General features: G+C 57.0%; 16 protein-coding genes. 11 read left to right on the forward strand and 5 right to left on the reverse strand.

Features of this window, described 5'->3' with window-relative positions; translation table 11 throughout:
- Nucleotide 1: 1 nt before the first annotated feature.
- Nucleotides 2-1210, reverse strand: a complete 1209-nt coding sequence (gene fes, locus GA0061070_RS05570) for an enterochelin esterase (RefSeq protein WP_090134487.1) — start codon at nucleotides 1208-1210, stop codon at nucleotides 2-4.
- 256 nt (nucleotides 1211-1466) lie between these two features.
- On the opposite strand from fes, the gene GA0061070_RS05575 reads away from it, so the two are divergent.
- Nucleotides 1467-3722: a TonB-dependent siderophore receptor gene (locus GA0061070_RS05575; RefSeq protein WP_090134363.1), complete on the forward strand. Its 2256-nt coding sequence runs from the start codon at nucleotides 1467-1469 to the stop codon at nucleotides 3720-3722.
- Between the two features lie 73 nt (nucleotides 3723-3795).
- Nucleotides 3796-4458 carry an enterobactin synthase subunit EntD gene (entD, locus tag GA0061070_RS05580; RefSeq protein WP_090134365.1) on the forward strand — a complete coding sequence of 221 codons (663 nt, stop codon included), beginning with the start codon at nucleotides 3796-3798 and terminating at the stop codon, nucleotides 4456-4458.
- 10 nt (nucleotides 4459-4468) lie between these two features.
- Here entD and GA0061070_RS25095 read toward each other — a convergent pair whose 3' ends face one another.
- Together GA0061070_RS25095 and GA0061070_RS05585 are read right to left on the reverse strand one after the other, a co-directional pair.
- Nucleotides 4469-4642 (reverse strand): hypothetical protein, encoded by a 174-nt coding sequence (locus tag GA0061070_RS25095; protein ID WP_167353534.1) that lies wholly within the window; start codon nucleotides 4640-4642, stop codon nucleotides 4469-4471.
- 21 nt (nucleotides 4643-4663) lie between these two features.
- A complete protein-coding gene (locus GA0061070_RS05585) occupies nucleotides 4664-6346 on the reverse strand; it encodes a methyl-accepting chemotaxis protein (protein ID WP_090134367.1) in 1683 nt (560 codons plus the stop codon).
- Nucleotides 6347-7102: 756 nt separating this feature from the next.
- Here GA0061070_RS05585 and GA0061070_RS05590 point away from each other — a divergent pair.
- From GA0061070_RS05590 to GA0061070_RS05610, 5 genes are read left to right on the forward strand one after another with little or no spacing between them, the layout of a single operon-like run.
- A complete protein-coding gene (locus GA0061070_RS05590; RefSeq protein WP_090134369.1) occupies nucleotides 7103-8671 on the forward strand; it encodes an ABC transporter substrate-binding protein in 1569 nt (522 codons plus the stop codon).
- A gap of 55 nt (nucleotides 8672-8726) precedes the next feature.
- Nucleotides 8727-9776, forward strand: a complete 1050-nt coding sequence (locus GA0061070_RS05595; RefSeq protein WP_244153045.1) for an ABC transporter permease — start codon at nucleotides 8727-8729, stop codon at nucleotides 9774-9776.
- On the forward strand, nucleotides 9776-10609 hold the full coding sequence (locus GA0061070_RS05600) for an ABC transporter permease (protein ID WP_090134371.1): 834 nt from the start codon (nucleotides 9776-9778) through the stop codon (nucleotides 10607-10609). The genes GA0061070_RS05595 and GA0061070_RS05600 overlap by 1 nt, the downstream gene beginning before the upstream one ends.
- The gene (locus GA0061070_RS05605; protein ID WP_090134373.1) at nucleotides 10602-11438 is read left to right on the forward strand and encodes an ABC transporter ATP-binding protein; all 837 of its coding nucleotides are present in this window, start codon (nucleotides 10602-10604) and stop codon (nucleotides 11436-11438) included. The genes GA0061070_RS05600 and GA0061070_RS05605 overlap by 8 nt, the downstream gene beginning before the upstream one ends.
- Nucleotides 11425-12129 (forward strand): ABC transporter ATP-binding protein, encoded by a 705-nt coding sequence (locus tag GA0061070_RS05610; RefSeq protein WP_090134375.1) that lies wholly within the window; start codon nucleotides 11425-11427, stop codon nucleotides 12127-12129. Before GA0061070_RS05605 ends, GA0061070_RS05610 begins: the two co-directional genes overlap by 14 nt.
- Nucleotides 12130-12163: 34 nt before the next feature.
- On the opposite strand, the gene GA0061070_RS05615 is transcribed toward GA0061070_RS05610, so the two are convergent.
- Both GA0061070_RS05615 and GA0061070_RS05620 read right to left on the reverse strand, forming a co-directional pair.
- The gene (locus GA0061070_RS05615; protein WP_090134377.1) at nucleotides 12164-12871 is read right to left on the reverse strand and encodes a GNAT family N-acetyltransferase; all 708 of its coding nucleotides are present in this window, start codon (nucleotides 12869-12871) and stop codon (nucleotides 12164-12166) included.
- Between the two features lie 160 nt (nucleotides 12872-13031).
- Entirely contained in the window at nucleotides 13032-14369 is a 1338-nt protein-coding gene (locus GA0061070_RS05620) for an aspartate aminotransferase family protein (RefSeq protein WP_090134380.1), read from the reverse strand.
- 182 nt (nucleotides 14370-14551) lie between these two features.
- Here GA0061070_RS05620 and GA0061070_RS05625 point away from each other — a divergent pair, with 182 nt between their 5' ends.
- The 4 genes from GA0061070_RS05625 to GA0061070_RS05640 all read left to right on the forward strand — a co-directional run bounded on the left by GA0061070_RS05625 (nucleotide 14552) and on the right by GA0061070_RS05640 (nucleotide 18618).
- Complete coding sequence (locus GA0061070_RS05625) at nucleotides 14552-15319, forward strand: SDR family NAD(P)-dependent oxidoreductase (RefSeq protein ID WP_090134381.1); 768 nt, start codon at nucleotides 14552-14554, stop codon at nucleotides 15317-15319.
- Between the two features lie 512 nt (nucleotides 15320-15831).
- Nucleotides 15832-16671 (forward strand): ABC transporter ATP-binding protein, encoded by an 840-nt coding sequence (locus tag GA0061070_RS05630; protein ID WP_090134383.1) that lies wholly within the window; start codon nucleotides 15832-15834, stop codon nucleotides 16669-16671.
- Nucleotides 16661-17542, forward strand: a complete 882-nt coding sequence (locus GA0061070_RS05635) for an ABC transporter permease (protein WP_090134386.1) — start codon at nucleotides 16661-16663, stop codon at nucleotides 17540-17542. The genes GA0061070_RS05630 and GA0061070_RS05635 overlap by 11 nt, the downstream gene beginning before the upstream one ends.
- A complete protein-coding gene (locus tag GA0061070_RS05640) occupies nucleotides 17539-18618 on the forward strand; it encodes an ABC transporter permease (protein ID WP_244153046.1) in 1080 nt (359 codons plus the stop codon). The genes GA0061070_RS05635 and GA0061070_RS05640 overlap by 4 nt, the downstream gene beginning before the upstream one ends.

The raw sequence follows: 18618 nt of genomic DNA on the forward strand, positions 1-18618 counted from the left end.
GTCAGCGGTCGCTGGCCAATGGCTGCCAGAGCGTAATCAGCCCGGAAGTCAGCCCGCCACGCCAGCAAAGTGCATCATGCCCGCCGTCAACCTGACGCCAGAAAACCGGCTGTTGTATGCGTTGTAGCTGAGAAAAAAGAGCCTGATTGGCGCGAAAAATAAGCGGTTCGCGCACACCCGCTTCCAGCACAATGCGCAGGCCGGAGGGATGCAGTTCACCACTTTGAAGTTGTTGGATAATGATGCCATTCTGTTCTGCGCCACGATGCGGCCACCAGTAAGAGCCGGACTGACTCAGTACGCAGCCAAAACGCTGCGGCCAGTGCAGCGCGGCATAAAGTGAAGAGAGACCGCCAAAACTCTGTCCGGCCACCACAGTGCGCTCAGCACGATCGCTGAACGGCGCCAGTACCTGCACCTGAGGCAGCAGTTCTTCCTGCACTGCCAGCCAGAAATCGGCATTGCAGGGCAGTTCGCGCGTGCGGTGCGCGTTATCAATCACATCGATCAGCACATAGACCGCCGTCGGTAATTGTCCCTCGTTGGTGAGCGCGGCCAGTGCAGGCCAGACCGGCATGCTCTGCGCCCAGAATTGCCCGTCAAGCAGCACCGCCAGCGGGCGTTCAGCGGTGTTTTCCTCGCCAGTGGTGTAGATCCACACGCGGCGCGTGTTGTTCAGTCGTTGGCTACGCCAGTGCAGTAATTGCGGTTCATTAAAAGGGTTCTCAGATGCCTGCCAGCCCGGCTGTAGCGGTGCATCGGGCATTTCCAGCGCCGAAACCGGATGCCCACGCCCGCCACGCCAGCTTTGCGGGTTAAGCGGATCGGCAATCGCCTGCGTCAACAGTTTGCGCCAGCCTTCGCGCAGAGCGGCGTGATCTGGCGGAATGGCCGCAAACACTGCGGGGGGAAAATCGTCGTGATTTTGTGAAGGTATCAGGCAGTAGCTGCCGCGCCAGCCCGCTTCAAGGCGGATTTCCCGCCACCAGACATCGGTACCGGCAACGCGCTCAAGTGATTGCGGCCGGGCATTTTGATGATGATCGGTCACGCCGGTGATATAGAGCCAGACCCGTTGAATGGGGGACGTGGTTTCCGTGCCTGCCGGATCCCGCCACCAAAACGTGACGCGGTATTCACCCGATTCCTGCACCCATTCTGGTCCCTGTTTTGACTCCCACCAGGCATCACTTCCTGTTGTTGATGTCACGTCTATTACTCCAAATATGCTGTGGAAATTTTTGCTTGCACTTCGAAATTTATTGATAATAATATTGATAACAATTTTCATTTGCAATAGCGTATTGACACACTGTGCGAAGCGCGTCTTTCACTACATTGGCCACCTTTGTCGATGCTGCTCAGGCTGAGTAGCTCGCTTTATGTTGGCTCCATGATGCCGCCTCCTCTCCCTCTGGGAATGGATTAACCGGGAAGCGGCGATGAGATGAAAAGCAGGTAAAACAATGAATAACAAAATCAATACCTTGACCTTGTTGGTCAATCTGGGGATCTACGGTGCTGCCTTGCCCGCCATGGCGGCAGACAGCAATACCACCAACTCCACCGCGACGGATGACACCATCGTCGTTACCGCCGCGCAGCAAAATTTGCAGGCGCCGGGCGTTTCCACTATCACCGCTGACGAAATTCGTAAAAACCCGCCAGCGCGCGACGTTTCTGAAATTATCCGTACCATGCCAGGCGTTAACTTAACCGGTAACGCCACCAGCGGTCAGCGTGGCAACAACCGCCAAATCGATATTCGCGGTATGGGCCCGGAAAACACCCTGATCCTGATTGATGGCAAACCGGTTACCAGCCGCAACTCCGTGCGCCTTGGCTGGCGCGGTGAGCGTGACAGCCGCGGTGACACCAACTGGGTGCCGCCAGAGATGATCGAACGTATCGAAGTGATTCGTGGCCCGGCAGCGGCGCGTTACGGTAACGGCGCGGCTGGCGGCGTGGTGAATATCATCACCAAAAAGGATAAAACAACCGAATGGCACGGCGCATGGAACACCTGGTTCAACGCGCCGGAACATAAAGACGAAGGCGCCACCAAACGTACCGACTTTAGCCTGAGCGGCCCGCTGGGCGGCGATGTCAGCTTCCGCCTGTATGGCAACCTGGCTAAAACCCAGGCCGACGCGTGGGACATCAACCAGGATCACCAGTCTGAACGTACCGGGATCTATGCCAACACCATGGCCGCCGGGCGCGAAGGTTCGATTAACAAAGATATCAATGGCGTGGTGCGCTGGGACTTCGCACCCTTGCAGTCGCTGGAGTTCGAAGCCGGGTACAGCCGCCAGGGGAATCTCTACGCGGGCGATACGCAGAACACTAACAACGACAGCAGCACCAATAACTACGTGAAAGAGAACTATGGCAAAGAGACTAACCGCCTTTATCGCCAGAACTACTCTGTCACCTGGAATGGCGGCTGGGATAACGGTGTGACCACCAATAACTGGCTCCAGTATGAGCACACACGCAACTCGCGTCTCGGCGAAGGCCTGGCGGGCGGTCAGGAAGGGTTATTCAACACCAATAAGTTCACCGATATCGATCTCTCGGACGTGATGCTGCATAACGAAGTGAACCTGCCGCTGGATCTACTGGTTAACCAGACGCTGACGCTGGGAACCGAGTGGAACCAGCAACGGATGAAAGACATGGCGTCGAATCAGCAGGCTTTCCAGGGCGGCCCGATTTCCGGTCTGAGCAGCACCAACCGCAGCCCCTACTCCAGCGCCGACATCTACTCGGTATTCGCGGAAGACAATATGGAGCTGACCGACAGCACCATGCTAACGCCGGCTCTGCGCTTTGATCATCACACCATTGTCGGCAATAACTGGAGCCCATCACTGAACCTGTCGCAGGGGCTGGGCGATGGCTTCACGCTGAAAATGGGGATTGCCCGCGCTTACAAAGCACCGAGCCTCTATCAGACCAACCCGAACTACATCCTCTACAGTAAGGGCCAGGGTTGCTACGCCAGTGGCAGCGGCGTGGGTTGCTACATGATGGGTAACGACGATCTGAAAGCGGAAACCAGCATCAACAAAGAGATTGGTCTGGAGTTCAAACATGAGGGCTGGCTGGCTGGCGTGACCTGGTTCCGCAACGATTACCGCAACAAGATTGAAGCCGGTTATTCACCGCTGAGCCAGACCTCTGTTGGCAGTACCAAAACCGATCTCTATCAATGGGAAAACGTGCCAAAAGCGGTAGTGGAAGGTTTAGAAGGCACACTGAACGTGCCGGTCAGCGATGCGGTAACGTGGAGCAACAACTTCACTTACATGCTGCAAAGCAAAAACAAGACCACTGGAGAACGTCTGTCGATCATTCCGGAGTACACAGTAAACTCCACCCTGAGCTGGCAGATTGTGCCGGATATTTCTGTTCAGTCGACCTTTACCTGGTACGGCAAACAGGAACCGAAAAAGTATGACTATCAGGGCAACCGCGTGACCGGTTCCGCCACCAATGGAGTCAGCCCTTACAGTATTGTTGGCCTGAGCGGCACCTGGGATGTGACCAAATACGTCAGCCTGACGGCCGGTATCGATAACCTGTTCGATAAACGCCACTGGCGCGCGGGTAACGCCCAGAGCACCGGCGGTAGCACCGGCTGGATGTATGGCGCTGGCGCAGAAACCTATAACGAATCGGGCCGCACCTGGTATATGAGTGTGAATACCCACTTCTAAGTTGCACCCGCCCTCTCCCCCAACGGAAGATCTCCCGCTTCCCGGCGGGGAGAGCGCCAGGCGAGAAAACACCATGCACACCACGCATCACACTATTTCCCTCGCCGGTCATACGCTTCATTTGATCGACTTTCTTCCCGCGACGTTTACCCACGCCGATCTGCTCTGGTTGCCCCATCACGACGCGCTGGCACACTGTGCGTTAAAGCGCCAGACCGAGCATCTGGCCGGGCGTATCGCCGCGCTGTACGCATTACAGGAGCATGGTTTCAGTACGATTCCGGCCATTGGCCTGGCAGGTGAACCCTGCTGGCCGCAAGGCGTATCGGGTAGCATCAGCCACAGCGGGCAGCGTGCCGTTGCCGTGGTGGCACCGCATCCTGTAGGCGTTGATCTTGAGGCGCAGTTCAGCCCGGCGCTGTGCGATGAATTGGCTGCAAGCATTGTTAACGAGCAGGAACAGGCGCTGCTGGCCGCCTGCACCTTGCCGTTTCCGTTGGCGTTAACGCTCGCCTTCAGCGCGAAAGAGAGCCTTTACAAAGCGTTTTCCTCGCTGGCGCAGCCCTTCCCCGGCTTTGCCAGCACCCATATCACCGCCATTGACGAATGGCATCTTGAACTGCGTTTTCTGGCGGAATTTTCCCCACAACTGATTGATAAAAAAGCAAACATCCACTGGAAAGCCAACCATAAACAGGTGATGACGCTAGCCGTTGGTTTGCCGTTCGGATGGTGATCTTTTTATCTTAATAATGCACTTTACCAACACCCGTGCCGCCGCGCGCAGTATCGCCATAGTGTGCCAGGAGCTGAAGTTGTTTGAAAATCTCAACGTCGCGGAGAATATTTTTCCCGGCTGCGGGCGGCAAAAAGGCGTGGCGGTGATGGAAGGTAAATAGACCAGCTTGCCCGGCTCGCACGATGCGGCCGGGCATTTTTTATTAAAACGCTTCCCACTCGGTATTCGGCGCTTTACTGGCGCTGGCGAGCGTCGGGCTCAGCGCCGATTTTCCGGCATTCGGCGCTTTAGATGCTGGTTTGCTGGCAGCCCCTGGCGCAGCAACATCGCCCGGCAGCTTAAACACCGACACGATTTCGGTCAGTTGGTAAGCCTGTTGCTCCAGCGAAGCGGAGGTGGCGGAGGACTCTTCCACCAGCGCGGCGTTCTGCTGGGTAACGCCGTCCATTTGCAAAATCGCCGTGCCGACCTGAACTATCCCTTTACTCTGCTCGCTGGATGCCGACGCGATCTCGCCCATGATGTCCGTCACGCTGGTGACTGAACGCAGGATGTTATCCATCGATTCGCTGGTCAGCGTCACCTGGTCGTAACCGTTATTGACGTTAACCACTGACTCGTCGATCAGCGCTTTGATCTCTTTCGCCGCACCGGCACTGCGCTGCGCCAGGTTACGAACTTCGCTGGCGACGACGGCAAAACCGCGCCCCTGTTCACCAGCACGCGCGGCCTCCACGGCGGCGTTTAGCGCGAGGATATTGGTCTGGAAAGCAATGCTGTCGATCACATTGATAATGTCAGTGATTTTCTGCGAACTTTCGGTAATGTTCTTCATGCTGGCGATGACTGCCTGCACCCGTTGTTCACCGGTGTTCACCGCTTCCGACGCGGTTTTCGCCAGTTGGCTGGCTTGGTTGGCGTTGTCGGCGTTCTGTTTCACCACTGCGCTTAACTCTTCCATGCTGGCGGCGGTTTGGGTCAGCGCCGCAGCCTGCTCTTCGGTGCGCGAAGAGAGATCGGTATTCCCGGAAGCGATTTCGCTGGTTCCCTGGTAGATTTCTCCGGCACTGTTACGGATCTGAGCGACGGTTTTCACCCAGTTCTCCTGCATCGTTGCCAGATACGGGATCAACTGCCCAACTTCGTTGCGCCCCAGGTCCCTGGTCGGTTTATCCAGACTCCCAACCGACAGCACCTGCAAATGCTGTTTCACCCACTCCAGCGAACGCGCCAGGTACAGCGCCAGGTAACGTTCCGACAGTACCAGCATCGCCAGGCCAATGACCATCGCAATAATAATGATGGTGCGCGTCACCGACACCCAACTGGCTATACGCCCATTCGCCGCAGATTTCAGATCGTGAATTTCCTGGTTGTAAGCGACGATAGCCTGCGAAAAACCACTGCGCAGCGGGCTGAACTGATCTTTCGACAGTTGCGCATAACTCGTGGCGTTGTTCCCCTTAACAGCGGCAAACATAGGAGTAATGGCCTGGTTAAACAGTGTCAGCGAACTGTTGTAGATATTATCCGTGGCAGTGGTGCTGATATTAGCGTGGTCGGTAGCTTTAAACTGATTCAACCCGCCCTGCAGAAAGTCGATATCTTTGCCGATTTGCTCGATGGTTTGTTGGTAGTTTTGAGTATCGTTATTTGCCTGGTAAACCATCGCGCGATCCATCAGCAGTTTCACCTGATAGTAGCGGTCGCTGGCGTTATTGATAATGTCGCCGTTCACCTGCTGAACATTGGTGAGTTCAACTTCGCCCGTTAAGCCGTTTAATGCATGCAGTGAGAAAAACGACACACCGCCCCAGAGCAGAGTGAAAATGATCAGGATCGCAAGCATCACGACCTTGATTTTTAAATTTCGAATAAAGTGCATAAAAATCCCGGTAAGTTGCTGTGAAGAAAAGAAATAGCAGTCATACAGCGCTGCTTAAATTTCCATCGGCGTTACGACAGAGTTAATTAAGATTAAAAAGAAATAAGGCGGTGGCTTTTATTTGAAAATAGTGATGACAACCACTGCGGGTGTCGTGGGGGAAATGCCCGCTGACGCTGCGCGAACCGGGTCTACGAATTTAGCAAACCGCTGACTCACCCTATGAGTAAAGGTTCCGTTCACCAGACGTTCGGTAGTTTCAGAAACATGACATCACGTGAACGGGACAAGGGGAGCTGCCGCGCTCCCCTTGCCAATCCCCGCGGCCCCGCGGGAAATCGGTGCTGCGCACTACACTCACCTCCCACGCATCTGCCTGCGGTCGGCTCGACTCGACGTCCTGTCTCGTTTCACCTCTGGTCGCCATCCATGGCGTCCAGACCTTGTCATCTGCGCTTCGGTTCGCCGATTTCAGCGGGGACACAACCCCTCGCTGTGAGAGTTGTGCCCAAAAATAGCTTAGACATGGCTGTATGTGCATTGGTCATTGGCCGGGTGAGCGCAGCGATGCGCCAGAACTATCAGCAATCGGCGCTGGGTACTCGCCCTGCGCATTTTTCCCCTAATGACAAAAAAATCTGGCTTATGCGCATGCAGCATATAGAAAGATGAATTTAAACTTTAAGAAACGGCGGAAGCTGGCCTACCTTAGCAGTACAAAATAATCACATCGTATTAACTTTTCAGGGATTTCTTATGACTAAAAAACTACTGTCTGTTGTCATATTGACGCTCCTTTCTGCTGCCAGCTACGCAGCAACACCGCCGGATACGCTGGTAGTCGCTCAGGGTTTAGATGATATTGTCAGCCTTGACCCAGCGGAAGCGAACGAACTCTCCAGTATTCAGACCGTGCCGAGCCTGTATCAGCGCCTGGTACAGCCCGATCGTGAAAATCCGGAAAAAATCACCCCAATTCTGGCCGAAAGCTGGCAGGCAGACCCAGCGGCAAAAACCCTGACCATCAAACTGAAGAGCGACGCGAAATTTGCCTCCGGCAACCCACTGCGCCCGGAAGATGTAATTTTCTCTTATACCCGCGCGGTGACACTCAACAAATCCCCGGCGTTTATCCTCAACGTCCTCGGCTGGCAGCCAGATAATATTGCCAGCCAGTTGAAAAAAGTGGATGACCACACCCTGCAACTGCACTGGACGGCGGATGTCAGCCCGGCGGTAGCGCTGAATATTCTCTCCACGCCGATTGCCTCGATCGTGGATGAGAAGCTGGTCAGCGCTAATGTGCAGGGAAATGACTTCGGCAACGCCTGGCTGAAGATGCACTCGGCGGGCAGCGGCGCGTTTAAAATGCGCGTCTACCAGCCACACCAGGCCATTGTGCTGGATGCCAACGCCAGCGCACCAGGCGGTGCGCCGAAGCTTAAAAACATCATCATTAAAAACGTACCGAATCCGGCTTCCCGCCGTCTGTTGATCCAGCAGGGCGATGCCGATGTCGCACGCGATCTGGGCGCCGATCAAATCAGCGCGCTGGCGGATAAAAAAGGCGTGAAAGTGCTGAGCATTCCGTCCGCCGAGCAGAATTACCTGGTATTTAACACCGGCAACAGCGCCAACCCGCTGCTGAACAACCCGGCATTCTGGGAAGCCGCGCGCTGGCTGGTTGATTACAACGGCATCACCAAAGATCTGCTGAAAGGCCAGTATTTTGTTCACCAGAGTTTCCTGCCGGTTGGCCTGCCGGGCGCGCTGGAGGATAACCCGTTCACCTTTGATCCGGCGAAAGCAAAAGCGATCCTCGCTAAAGCGGGCATTAAAGATGCGCACTTCACACTGGATGTCGAAAACAAACCGCCGTTTATCACCATTGCCCAGTCAATGCAGGCCAGCTTCGCCCAGGGCGGCGTGAAAGTGGATCTGCTGCCCGCAGCGGGCAGTCAGGTGTACGCCCGAGTACGGGCAAAACAGCATCAGGCGGCGATTCGTTTGTGGATCCCTGACTACTTCGACGCTCACTCTAACGCCAGCGCTTTTGCCTGGAACGATGGAAAATCCAGCACCGTAGCCGGGCTCAACGGCTGGCAGATCCCGCAACTGAATAAAGAGACGCTGGCGGCAGTGGCCGAGCCGGATGCGGCAAAACGCCTCGAACTGTATAAGAAAATGCAACAGGAATTGCAGCACAACTCACCATATGTCTTTGTCGATCAAGGCAAAACGCAGATCGTGGTACGTGATAACGTGAAAGGCTACCAGCAAGGCCTGAATGCCGATATGGTATGGTACGACCACGTCACCAAGTAACGTTTCCTCCTCCCGCCCACGCGGGAGGGTTCTTTCGCTGAAGACGAGTTTTTCCATGTCAGTGGTCTTACCCAACAGAGCAGAGCGGCGCATCAAACGCCCTCTGCTCGCGCTATTTCAGGGGCTGCTCACGCTAGCCCTGACGCTTTTTGGCCTGCTGCTGGTGACCTTTTCGTTATCGGCCTTCTCCCCCGTTGACCGGGTTTTGCAGATTGTCGGCGATCATGCCAGCCAGTCCACCTACGATCAGGTACGTCATCAACTGGGGCTGGACCAGACTTTGCCAGTGCAGTTCTGGCACTACCTGGTGAACCTGATACATGGCGATTTAGGCACTGCCAGCGCGACCGGGCAACCGGTGTTGCAGGATCTGCTCGCCGCGTTTCCGGCGACGCTGGAGCTGGCAACGTTGGCGCTGGTTGTCGGCAGCGTGCTCGGCGTGATCGCGGGAGTTTTATGTGCGCGCTTTAAAGGCTCGCTGTGGGATATGGCGGTGCGCACCTTTACACTGCTCGGCAACTCGGTGCCAATTTTCTGGCTGGGTTTGTTGATGCTGGCGCTGTTTTACGCCCGGCTGCAATGGAGCGCCGGGCCGGGCAGACTCGATGATATCTACCAGTACACTGTCACGCCGCGCACGGGTTTTGCGCTGATCGACACCTGGCTTTCCGGTGACAACAGCGCGTTTAAAAATGCGCTCAGCCACCTGCTGCTGCCGGTATTGCTGCTGGCCTACTATTCGCTGGCAAGCATTACTCGCCTTACCCGCTCTGCCTGCCTGAGTGAAATGAACAAAGAGTACATTTTGCTGGCGCGCGCCAAAGGCGCAGGTGAGATGACCATTCTGCTGCGCCATGTACTGCCGAATATTCGCGGTACGCTGCTGACGGTGATCGCGCTGGCATACACCAGCATGCTGGAAGGCGCGGTACTCACCGAAACGGTCTTCTCCTGGCCCGGTATTGGCCGTTATCTCACTACCGCACTGTTCGCTGGCGACACCACAGCCATCATGGGCGGTACGCTGGTGATTGGCGTCTGTTTTGTGCTGATCAATAACCTGACCGACCTGCTGGTACGGTTAACCGATCCGAGGGTGCGCTGATGCCGACGACTCTTTTTCTGCGCCGTCTGCGCCGCTCGCCCGCCGCGTTTAGCGGGCTGCTGATTGTCGCTGTACTGCTGCTGATTGCCCTGTTTGCGCCGTGGCTAGCGCCGCGCGATCCCAACTGGCAAGACGCCGCCGCGCGCTTGCAGGCACCGGGCGCGAAATACTGGCTCGGCACCGACAGCTACGGGCGCGATTTACTCTCGCGGCTGATTTACGGCACCCGCCCGGCGCTCGGTCTGGTGGCGCTGGTGACCGCCATTACCCTGCCTGTCGGGCTGCTGATCGGTATTGTTACCGGTTATTACGGCGGCTGGCTGGAGCGTGTGCTGATGCGCTTTACCGATGTGGTGATGTCGATGCCGCGCCTGATCCTTGCCTTTGCCTTCGTCGCCATGCTTGGCCCAGGGCTGGTGAACGGTGCGCTGGCGTTGGCACTCACCACCTGGCCCGCTTACGCCCGCCAGGCGCGCAGCGAGATCCAGCGTTTGCGCCACAGTGATTATCTGGCTGCCGCCGAAATGATGGGCATTCGCGGCTGGCGGCTGCTGTTTGGCCATATTCTGCCGCTCTGTTTGCCCTCGGCGATTGTGCGGCTGGCGCTCGATCTTGCAGGCATCATTCTGGCTGCCGCCGGGCTGGGTTTCTTAGGGTTAGGCGCCCGCCCGCCGATGGCGGAATGGGGCGCGATGATCGCCGACGGTATGCAGGTGATTTTCGATCAATGGTGGATTGCCGCAGCGCCTGGTGCGGTGATCTTACTGGCAAGCCTCGCCTTCAACCTGCTGGGCGATGGTCTGCGCGATGTACTGGAGCCGCAACATGACTGAGACTCGTATCGCGGTAAGCGGCCTGAATATCGACTACCCCGGTGCTCGGGTGGTGAAAAACCTGAGCTTTACGCTTGGCAACGAGCGGCTGGCACTGGTCGGCGAATCCGGTTCGGGAAAATCGATGACCGCCCGCGCCCTGATGGGACTGGTGCGCAAGCCGGGTCACGTCAGCGCCACCACGCTGAATGTATTGGGACGGGATGTCACCACACTCAACGATCGCGGATGGCGCGCGCTGCGCGGCAACGATATCGCGATGGTCTTACAGGATCCGCGCTACGCGCTGAACCCGGTGAAAACTGTGCTGGCACAACTGGATGAAGCGTTGACGCTCCACCAACGGATGAACCGCAAGCAGCGGATGGAGAAGATCAACGAGGCGTTGCGGGCTGTAGAGCTGGAACCAACAGTGCTGCAACGTTACCCCGGCGAACTCTCCGGCGGTATGGGGCAGCGGGTAATGATCGCCATTGCACTGGTTAACGATCCACATGTGCTGATTGCGGATGAACCCACTTCTGCCCTGGATGCGCGTCTGCGTAACCAGATCCTTGAACTGCTGGTCGCCCAGTGTGAACAACGACAAATGGCGATGCTGCTCATTAGCCACGATCTGCCGCTGGTGGCGCAGCATTGTCACCGGGTGATGGTGATGTATCAGGGGGAGTGCGTGGACGCGATGGCGGCGAGCAATCTGCCTCACGCACAGCATCCCTACACCCGCACGCTGTGGACCTGCCGACCGGGCGCGGAAACCTGGGGCCAGATGCTGCCGACGCTGGATCGCAGCCAGTCCTTCACGGAGGTGAATGATGAGCATCGTTAATATCGCGCAGTTGCAGGTCACTTTTGGTGAGAAAACGGTGGTGAAAGGTGCCAGTCTGTGCGTGGAAGAAGGTGAAACCTTCAGCCTGATTGGCGCGTCTGGCTGCGGAAAATCAACCCTGCTACGTGTGCTGGCAGGGTTGCAGCGCGAATGGCAGGGCCAGTTGTCGCTGTTCGGCCAGCCGGTGAAAGCCGGAACACGTTATCAAGGGGCGCTGCGCCGTAATGTACAGATGGTATTCCAGGATCCTTACGCCTCGCTACACCCGAACCATACGCTGTGGAGAACGCTGGCGGAGCCGCTGAAAATCCACGGCGAACCGGAGATTGATAAGCAGGTGGCTACCGCGCTGGAGCAGGTCGGGCTTCCGGTTGATGCCGCACGCCGTTACCCGCACCAGTTATCCGGTGGCCAGCGCCAACGCGTGGCGATCGCCCGTGCACTGTTGCTGCGACCGAAAATTCTGCTGCTGGATGAACCGACGTCGGCACTGGACATGTCGGTGCAGGCCGAAATCCTTAACCTGCTTAATCGCCTGAAGCAGCAGCACGGTATGAGCTATCTGCTGGTCAGCCATGATGCCGATGTGATTGCCCATATGTCTGACCGGGCCGCATTTATGGCTAATGGCGTGATTGAGCGCTTCTTTGACCGTAGCGCGTTGGTGCGCGGCGAACATCGGATGGGGTAATGCAGCGCACCGCAAGAGATCGGTGCGCTGTGGCTTACTGCTGTTCGTGGAAGATGTCGAGTTTCTGTTTTTGTTGTCCCTGCGCGTCAAAGTTATCCGCGTTCAGCCACGCAGAAATGGCGGCGTCGCGCAGCGGCCATTCGCTGTCCAGCATGGATAAATAGTCGGTATCACGATTGCGCCCTTTGCGCACCATATGCTGGCGGAAACGCCCCTCCCAGGTGAAACCGATGCGTTCTGCCGCGCGGCGCGAAGCGACGTTCAGCGAATCACATTTCCACTCCACACGGCGGTAACCGCAGGCAAAAGCGTGGCGCAGCATCAGCCATATCGCTTCCGTGCCGAGAATGCTGTTTTTCATCTGCGCCGACCAGGTCACATGACCAATTTCTACCGAACCGTTGTCGGTGTTAATCGCCAGCCAGGCAATCACACCGAGCGCATCGCCGCTGGCATTTTCCACCACGGCAAAAGGCTCTACGCTGGTGTCAATCATTTTGCCGACGATCCAGCGCGCCATGCTTTCCAGCCCGTCAGGCCTTTCACCCGCCAGCCAGGTCCAGCCGCTGTCATTTTCCGCCTGCGCGTAAGCCCGCAACAGATCGTGTGTATGCGTTCTGGCGTCGAGCGGTTCCAGCCGACAATATTGGCCCGGCAACACACTGCGCGGCAACGGCTGAACGCCGTTCCAGTGCGGCAACCTGTCGCCGACTATTTGACCGAAGTGATTGGTTTCCGGCACGTTTTTTCCCCCAGCAAAAAAGGACAATGTAAAAGAGATGTTTTATCAAGTCTGCGCGAGGGAATACAGTGCTAAAAATTGGAGGTTTTGTTGTTAAAAAAATTCATCAAATCAGGAGGCTGATCAGGTTTGGCGTCAGAAGACTCTGACGCCAGAGGGATTATTTCGCGAAGTTGCCAAATTGCGCTAAAACACGGTCAAAAATGGCCAGGCCTTTATTCACTTCTTCCGCGCTCATGGTGCAAGGCGGCACCACGTGGATGCGGTTTTCAACGATAAAACTCAAAATACCGGCCTGCGTGAGCGCCGCTTTGATGGCCCCCATCTCTGCCGCCGCCAGCGGGGTTTTGCGTGGCCGATCGCTAACCAGTTCCATGGCCTGGAACATACCGCGCCCGCGCACGTTGCCAATCAGCTTATGTTTCGCCGCCAACGCGTCAAGCCCCGGACGCAGCACGCCGTTACCCACCCGCGCCGCATTCTCCACCACATTTTCCTCTTTCATCGCATCCAGCGTGGCGACAATCGCTGCCATCGCCAGCGGATGGCCGGAGTAAGTCAGACCGCCCGCGAAGAAGTGATCGTCAAAGTAGTGCGAAATCGGTTCTGAAATCAGTACGCCGCCCGCAGGCACATAACCGGCGTTAACGCCTTTTGCGAAGGTGATCAGATCCGGCACGATGCCATCCTGTTCGAAGGCAAACCAGCTACCGGTGCGGCCAAATCCGGCCATCACTTCATCAAGGATCAGCACAATACCAAACTCATCGGCCAGTGCGCGCACGCCCTTCATATAGCCTTCCGGCGGCACCAGAATACCCGCCGTTCCCGGCACGGATTCGAGCAGGATCGCGGCGACAGACGTCGGCCCTTCGACCTCAATCATCCGGCGCAGGTGCGCCAGCGCACGTTCGCACTCTTCTGCTTCCGTCGTCGCGTTGAATTCGCTGCGATAGAGGTACGGGTTAAAGAAGTGTACATGCCCGCGTGAATATTCGTTCGGTACGCGCCGCCAGTCGCCAGTGGCGGCAATCGCGCTACCGGTATTACCGTGATAGGAACGGTAGGCGGAGAAAATCTTGTCACGCCCGGTGTAGAGACGAGCCATACGGATGGCGTTTTCGTTGGCATCTGCCCCGGCGTTAGTAAAGAAGACTTTGCTGAAGCCTTCCGGCGCCAGCGAGACAATACGTTTGGCCGCTTCGCCGCGCGCCAGGTTGGCCGTCGCTGGTGCGATCGTCACCAGTTCGTCGAGTTGCGCTTTCATCGCCGCCAGCACGCGCGGATGCTGATAACCAATATTGACATTCACCAGTTGGCTGCTGAAATCGAGATACGTATTGCCTTCGTAGTCCCACAACTCACAGCCTTTCGCTCCGGCAATTACCATCGGGTTAAGGTTGCCCTGCATCGACCATGAATGAAACACATACGACCGGTCCAGTTGACGTACGTCGTCGTTGGTTATCGCCATCTCGCTCTGAAGTGCCAGTTTCATATCCTGCTCCTCTCATGCCGTTATTGTTGTCCGTATCATGCGGCGCGCGGGCAAACCCCGGATAGAGCCAGTCGTGTTAGCAACATGTGACACAGGTGTCACACCGCGACATAGCAACTGGCACTGTCTGGGGCGGACGGGCGTTTTTATAGTGACGTCACAACCCCGCACAGGAGAAGACGATGAGTGAAGCAAAGAAAGTGGTGTTTATTACCGGCGCGACCTCCGGTTTTGGCGAAGCGGCAGCACAGGTGTTTGCCGATGCGGGCTGGTCACTGGTGCTAAGCGGGCGTCGTCTGGCACGTCTCGAAAGCCTTAAAGACCGCCTTCAGGGAAAAGTACCGGTGCATATTATTGAGCTGGATGTCCGCGATAAAGAGTCAGTGAAAAACGCCGTAGCAACGCTGCCGGCTGAGTTCGCCGATATTACCGCGCTTATCAACAACGCCGGGCTGGCGCTGTCGCCACAACCTGCACAGCGCGTGGATCTTGAAGACTGGCAGACCATGATCGACACCAACGTGACCGGGCTGGTCAATGTGACTCACGCCCTGCTGCCCACGCTGATTCAACACGGCGCAGGCGCTTCTATCATCAATATCGGTTCGATTGCCGGGCAGTGGCCCTATCCTGGTAGCCATGTTTATGGCGCAACCAAAGCATTTGTGAAGCAGTTCAGCTATAACCTGCGCTGCGATTTACTCGGAACCGGAGTGCGTGTGACCGATCTGGCTCCGGGGATTGCGGAAACGGAATTTACGCTAGTGCGCACCAAAGGCGACCAGACCGCATCGGATAACCTCTACCGAGGCACCACGCCGCTGACCGCGCAGGATATTGCCGAACAGATGTTCTACATCGCCACTCTGCCGGATCATATGAATATCAACCGCGTGGAAGTGATGCCGGTACGCCAGGCCTGGCAGCCATTTGCCATCGACCGCGACTAACTGAGTTATCGCCCTCTTCCGGCGGGAAGAGGGTTTGGCTGACATACAAAACAAAACGCCCCGGCTAATGCCAGGGCTGGTGTTTTAAGTGTATCTAACATACCTGAAAGGTTTTACCCCGCCCGGCGCTTATCTCCGGCACTCACATTAATGTGGCGTTAGCTCTGTAAGGGGTATGGATATAGTAGTTAATCAGATTAATCCTGGCAATACGTAAGGCACACGGCGCGAAAGATGTATGACGTCGATCATTCTTTTCGCGCAACTGGCTCACAGAAATACGACAACTGTCACTAACCACGCGCGCTGCGCCTGTTTATGCTGCCGTTTCCCGCCTCAATCCCCTTCCTGCCCCATCACAAAGCAAACTCGCCGATATCTGCACTAAATTGATGAACAAAATTCGTCATCGTGCCGACAAATACCGCAAAAATGCTCGAATTAACCCCTGGCACAAAAATGGCATGGAGAGAAGAAACCTAACCAGTTAGTCAAAAAACAAGGGGAGCAGGATGAGCCAGGTGATGTTTACTGAGGAGAGCGCAGTGGTGTCCTTAAAGACCGCCAGCGCCACAGCGCGACCCGCCATAACCGTTAGTCAGGCCAGCGTTATCTATCCGGCGGCGGATAAACCCGTACACGCGTTACAGGACATTAATCTGACGATTCGTCAGGGCGAGTTTGTCTCGTTTATCGGACCATCCGGCTGCGGCAAAACCACCCTGCTGCGGGTCATTGCCGATCTTGAACCGATTACCTCCGGCGATGTACTGGTGAACGATATGTCACCGTCGGAAGCGCGCCAGGCTGGGGCTTACGGCTATGTCTTTCAGGCACCAGTGCTACTGCCGTGGCGCACCGTGGTGGCTAATGTCAAATTGCCATTGCAGATCCAGGGCGTACCGCCAGAACGCTGCGATGAGATCGCCCGTGAGCAGCTTTCACGCGTTGGCCTGAAGGGTTTTGAGAAAAAGTACCCGTGGCAGCTCTCGGGCGGCATGCAACAGCGCGTGTCTATCGCGCGAGCGCTTGGCTTTGAGCCAAAGATTTTAATGATGGATGAACCTTTTGGTGCGCTCGATGAACTGACCCGCGACAACCTCAACCAGCAGCTTCAGCAACTGTGGTACGACGAGCAGCGCACAATGGTATTTGTCACCCACTCCATTGCCGAAGCGGTCTATCTGTCGACCAAAATCGTAGTGATGTCGCCGCGTCCGGGACGCATTGTGAAGGTGATCGACTCCCCGCTTCCGGCACAGCGCGATTTGGCGATCCGTAATACGCCCGCGTTCCTGGCGCTGGCACGTGAGGTGCGCGAAGCGCTGGTGGAGGGGCATCATGATCACTGACCGGCGTCTTATTGCGAACGCGCTACCGGTGGGTATGGTGCTGCTGGTTGCGCTGGTACTGTGGTATTTGCTGGCTCTGGCGCTGAATGCGCCCGGAGTGATTGACCGCGTACTGGCCCCGCGCGGCGCATGGAATTATCACGATGTGATGCAGGCGGCGCTGAATGCCAGCCGTCCGCTGCTGCCTGCGCCGCACCAGATTGCCATCGATATCTGGAACAGCATCACCCAGTGGCCACTCACCTCGCCACGTAACCTACTGTTACATACCTGGGTCACTGCCAGCGCAGCGCTGACAGGTTTTGCCATGGGCGTCGTACTCGGCGTGGTGCTGGCGGTGTGCATTGTTCACTCGCGCACACTGGATAAAGCCCTGCTGCCGTGGATCGTCGCCTCGCAAACCATTCCGGTGCTGGCGATAGCACCCATTGTGCTGATCATTCTGGGCAGCATCGGTATCACCGGCATGCTGCCAAAAGCCACTATCGCCATGTATCTCTGTTTCTTCCCGGTCACCATCGCCACCGTGCAGGGGCTGCGCTCGCCGCAAAAAATGGAGATGGAACTGATGCACACCTGGGCTGCCCGGCGGGTCGATATCTTCTGGACTGTGCGTCTGCCCTCTTCGCTGCCATATCTGTTTCCGGCGTTTCGCGTGGCGATTGCCAGCGGGCTGGTCGGCACGATGGTGGCCGAGCTGCCCACCGGGGCGCAGGCCGGGCTGGGCGCGCGCCTGCTGACCGGTTCCTACTATGGCAACACCATTCAGATCTGGTCGGCGCTGGTGATGGCCTCGCTGCTTGGGCTGGCGTTAACCGGGCTGGTCACGCTCACGGAACGGCTGGTGATGCGCCAGCGTAAGGGGGGATGATGAAACGCACTGCGATACCCGGCACATTTTTGCTGGTCGGCGCGCTGCTGTTGTTGATGCTGTCGCTGATCCAGTTGAGCGGGCAAACACCGTTATCGGCTCCGCTGCTGCTGGTCAATGTACTGCTGGTGCTGTGCGCGCTGGCAGGTTGCACCGCCACCTTCAGTCGTCTGCGCGGCGGTCTGTTCGCCGTCACACTGCTGACAAGCGTTCTGTGGCTGGCATGGCAACCGATTCATGGTCTGACGCTGTGTGCTGTGGCGCTACTGGCGATGGTCAGCGTGCAACGTCTGGCGCGTTCAACGCTTCCGGCAGCCAGCGTTGCGGCGCTGCTCGGCCTGTGGTTGCTGTGGTTCTGGCAGATTCTGGTGATCGGTTTTGCCGTTCCGCAGGTCATTCTGCCCGCGCCGCTGGACATTCTTGCCGCACTGGTCAACAGCGTGCCACTGCTGGCAGGCGATGTGCTGCAAACGGTCATCAAATCCGTGCTGGCAGGTTATTTGCTCGGCAGCGGTCTGGGGATTGGCGTGGCGATTCTTATTGACCGCCTGCCGTTTTTACAACGCGGATTACTGCCAGTGGCCAGCCTCACCAGCACCGTACCGCTGGTCGGCGTCGCACCGATTGCGGTGATGTGGTTTGGCTTTGACTGGCCTTCCAAAGCCGCGGTGGTAACGCTGGTGACCTTCTTCCCGGCGCTGGTCAATACACTGGCCGGGTTAAAAGCCAGCGGCAAACTGGAACAGGAGTTGATGTATTGCTACGCCGCCACGCCGGGACAAAGCCTGCGGGTGCTGCGTCTGCCTGCCGCGATGCCGTTTATTTTCAGCGCCCTGAAAGTGAATGCCACGCTATCGCTTATCACCGCGATTGTGGCGGAATTTTTTGGTTCGCCGACCGCCGGGCTGGGTTTTCGCATCTCCACCGAGTCAGCGCGTATGCATATGCCGGTGGTGTGGTCGGCGATTGTTGTCGCCTCGGTTGCCGGTTCCCTGTTTTACAGCCTGCTGGTTCAGCTCGACCGGCGCGTAAATTTCTGGCACCCCACGCTACGTGGGAGCGCCGCTCAGAAGTAA

The organism is Kosakonia oryziphila (assembly GCF_900094795.1).
GTDB classification, from domain to species: Bacteria; Pseudomonadota; Gammaproteobacteria; order Enterobacterales; family Enterobacteriaceae; genus Kosakonia; species Kosakonia oryziphila.

Excerpts from the sequence above, each read along its gene's own strand:
- GA0061070_RS05585 (WP_090134367.1), bottom strand. The coding sequence starts at position 6,346 with ATGCACTTTATTCGAAATTTAAAAATCAAGGTCGTGATGCTTGCGATC.
- GA0061070_RS05640 (WP_244153046.1), top strand. The coding sequence starts at position 17,539 with ATGATGAAACGCACTGCGATACCCGGCACATTTTTGCTGGTCGGCGCG.
- GA0061070_RS05595 (WP_244153045.1), top strand. The coding sequence starts at position 8,727 with ATGTCAGTGGTCTTACCCAACAGAGCAGAGCGGCGCATCAAACGCCCT.
- GA0061070_RS05600 (WP_090134371.1), top strand. The coding sequence starts at position 9,776 with ATGCCGACGACTCTTTTTCTGCGCCGTCTGCGCCGCTCGCCCGCCGCG.
- entD (WP_090134365.1), top strand. The coding sequence starts at position 3,796 with ATGCACACCACGCATCACACTATTTCCCTCGCCGGTCATACGCTTCAT.
- GA0061070_RS05620 (WP_090134380.1), bottom strand. The coding sequence starts at position 14,369 with ATGAAACTGGCACTTCAGAGCGAGATGGCGATAACCAACGACGACGTA.
- GA0061070_RS05605 (WP_090134373.1), top strand. The coding sequence starts at position 10,602 with ATGACTGAGACTCGTATCGCGGTAAGCGGCCTGAATATCGACTACCCC.
- GA0061070_RS05610 (WP_090134375.1), top strand. The coding sequence starts at position 11,425 with ATGAGCATCGTTAATATCGCGCAGTTGCAGGTCACTTTTGGTGAGAAA.
- GA0061070_RS05625 (WP_090134381.1), top strand. The coding sequence starts at position 14,552 with ATGAGTGAAGCAAAGAAAGTGGTGTTTATTACCGGCGCGACCTCCGGT.
- GA0061070_RS05630 (WP_090134383.1), top strand. The coding sequence starts at position 15,832 with ATGAGCCAGGTGATGTTTACTGAGGAGAGCGCAGTGGTGTCCTTAAAG.
- GA0061070_RS05575 (WP_090134363.1), top strand. The coding sequence starts at position 1,467 with ATGAATAACAAAATCAATACCTTGACCTTGTTGGTCAATCTGGGGATC.
- GA0061070_RS05635 (WP_090134386.1), top strand. The coding sequence starts at position 16,661 with ATGATCACTGACCGGCGTCTTATTGCGAACGCGCTACCGGTGGGTATG.
- GA0061070_RS05590 (WP_090134369.1), top strand. The coding sequence starts at position 7,103 with ATGACTAAAAAACTACTGTCTGTTGTCATATTGACGCTCCTTTCTGCT.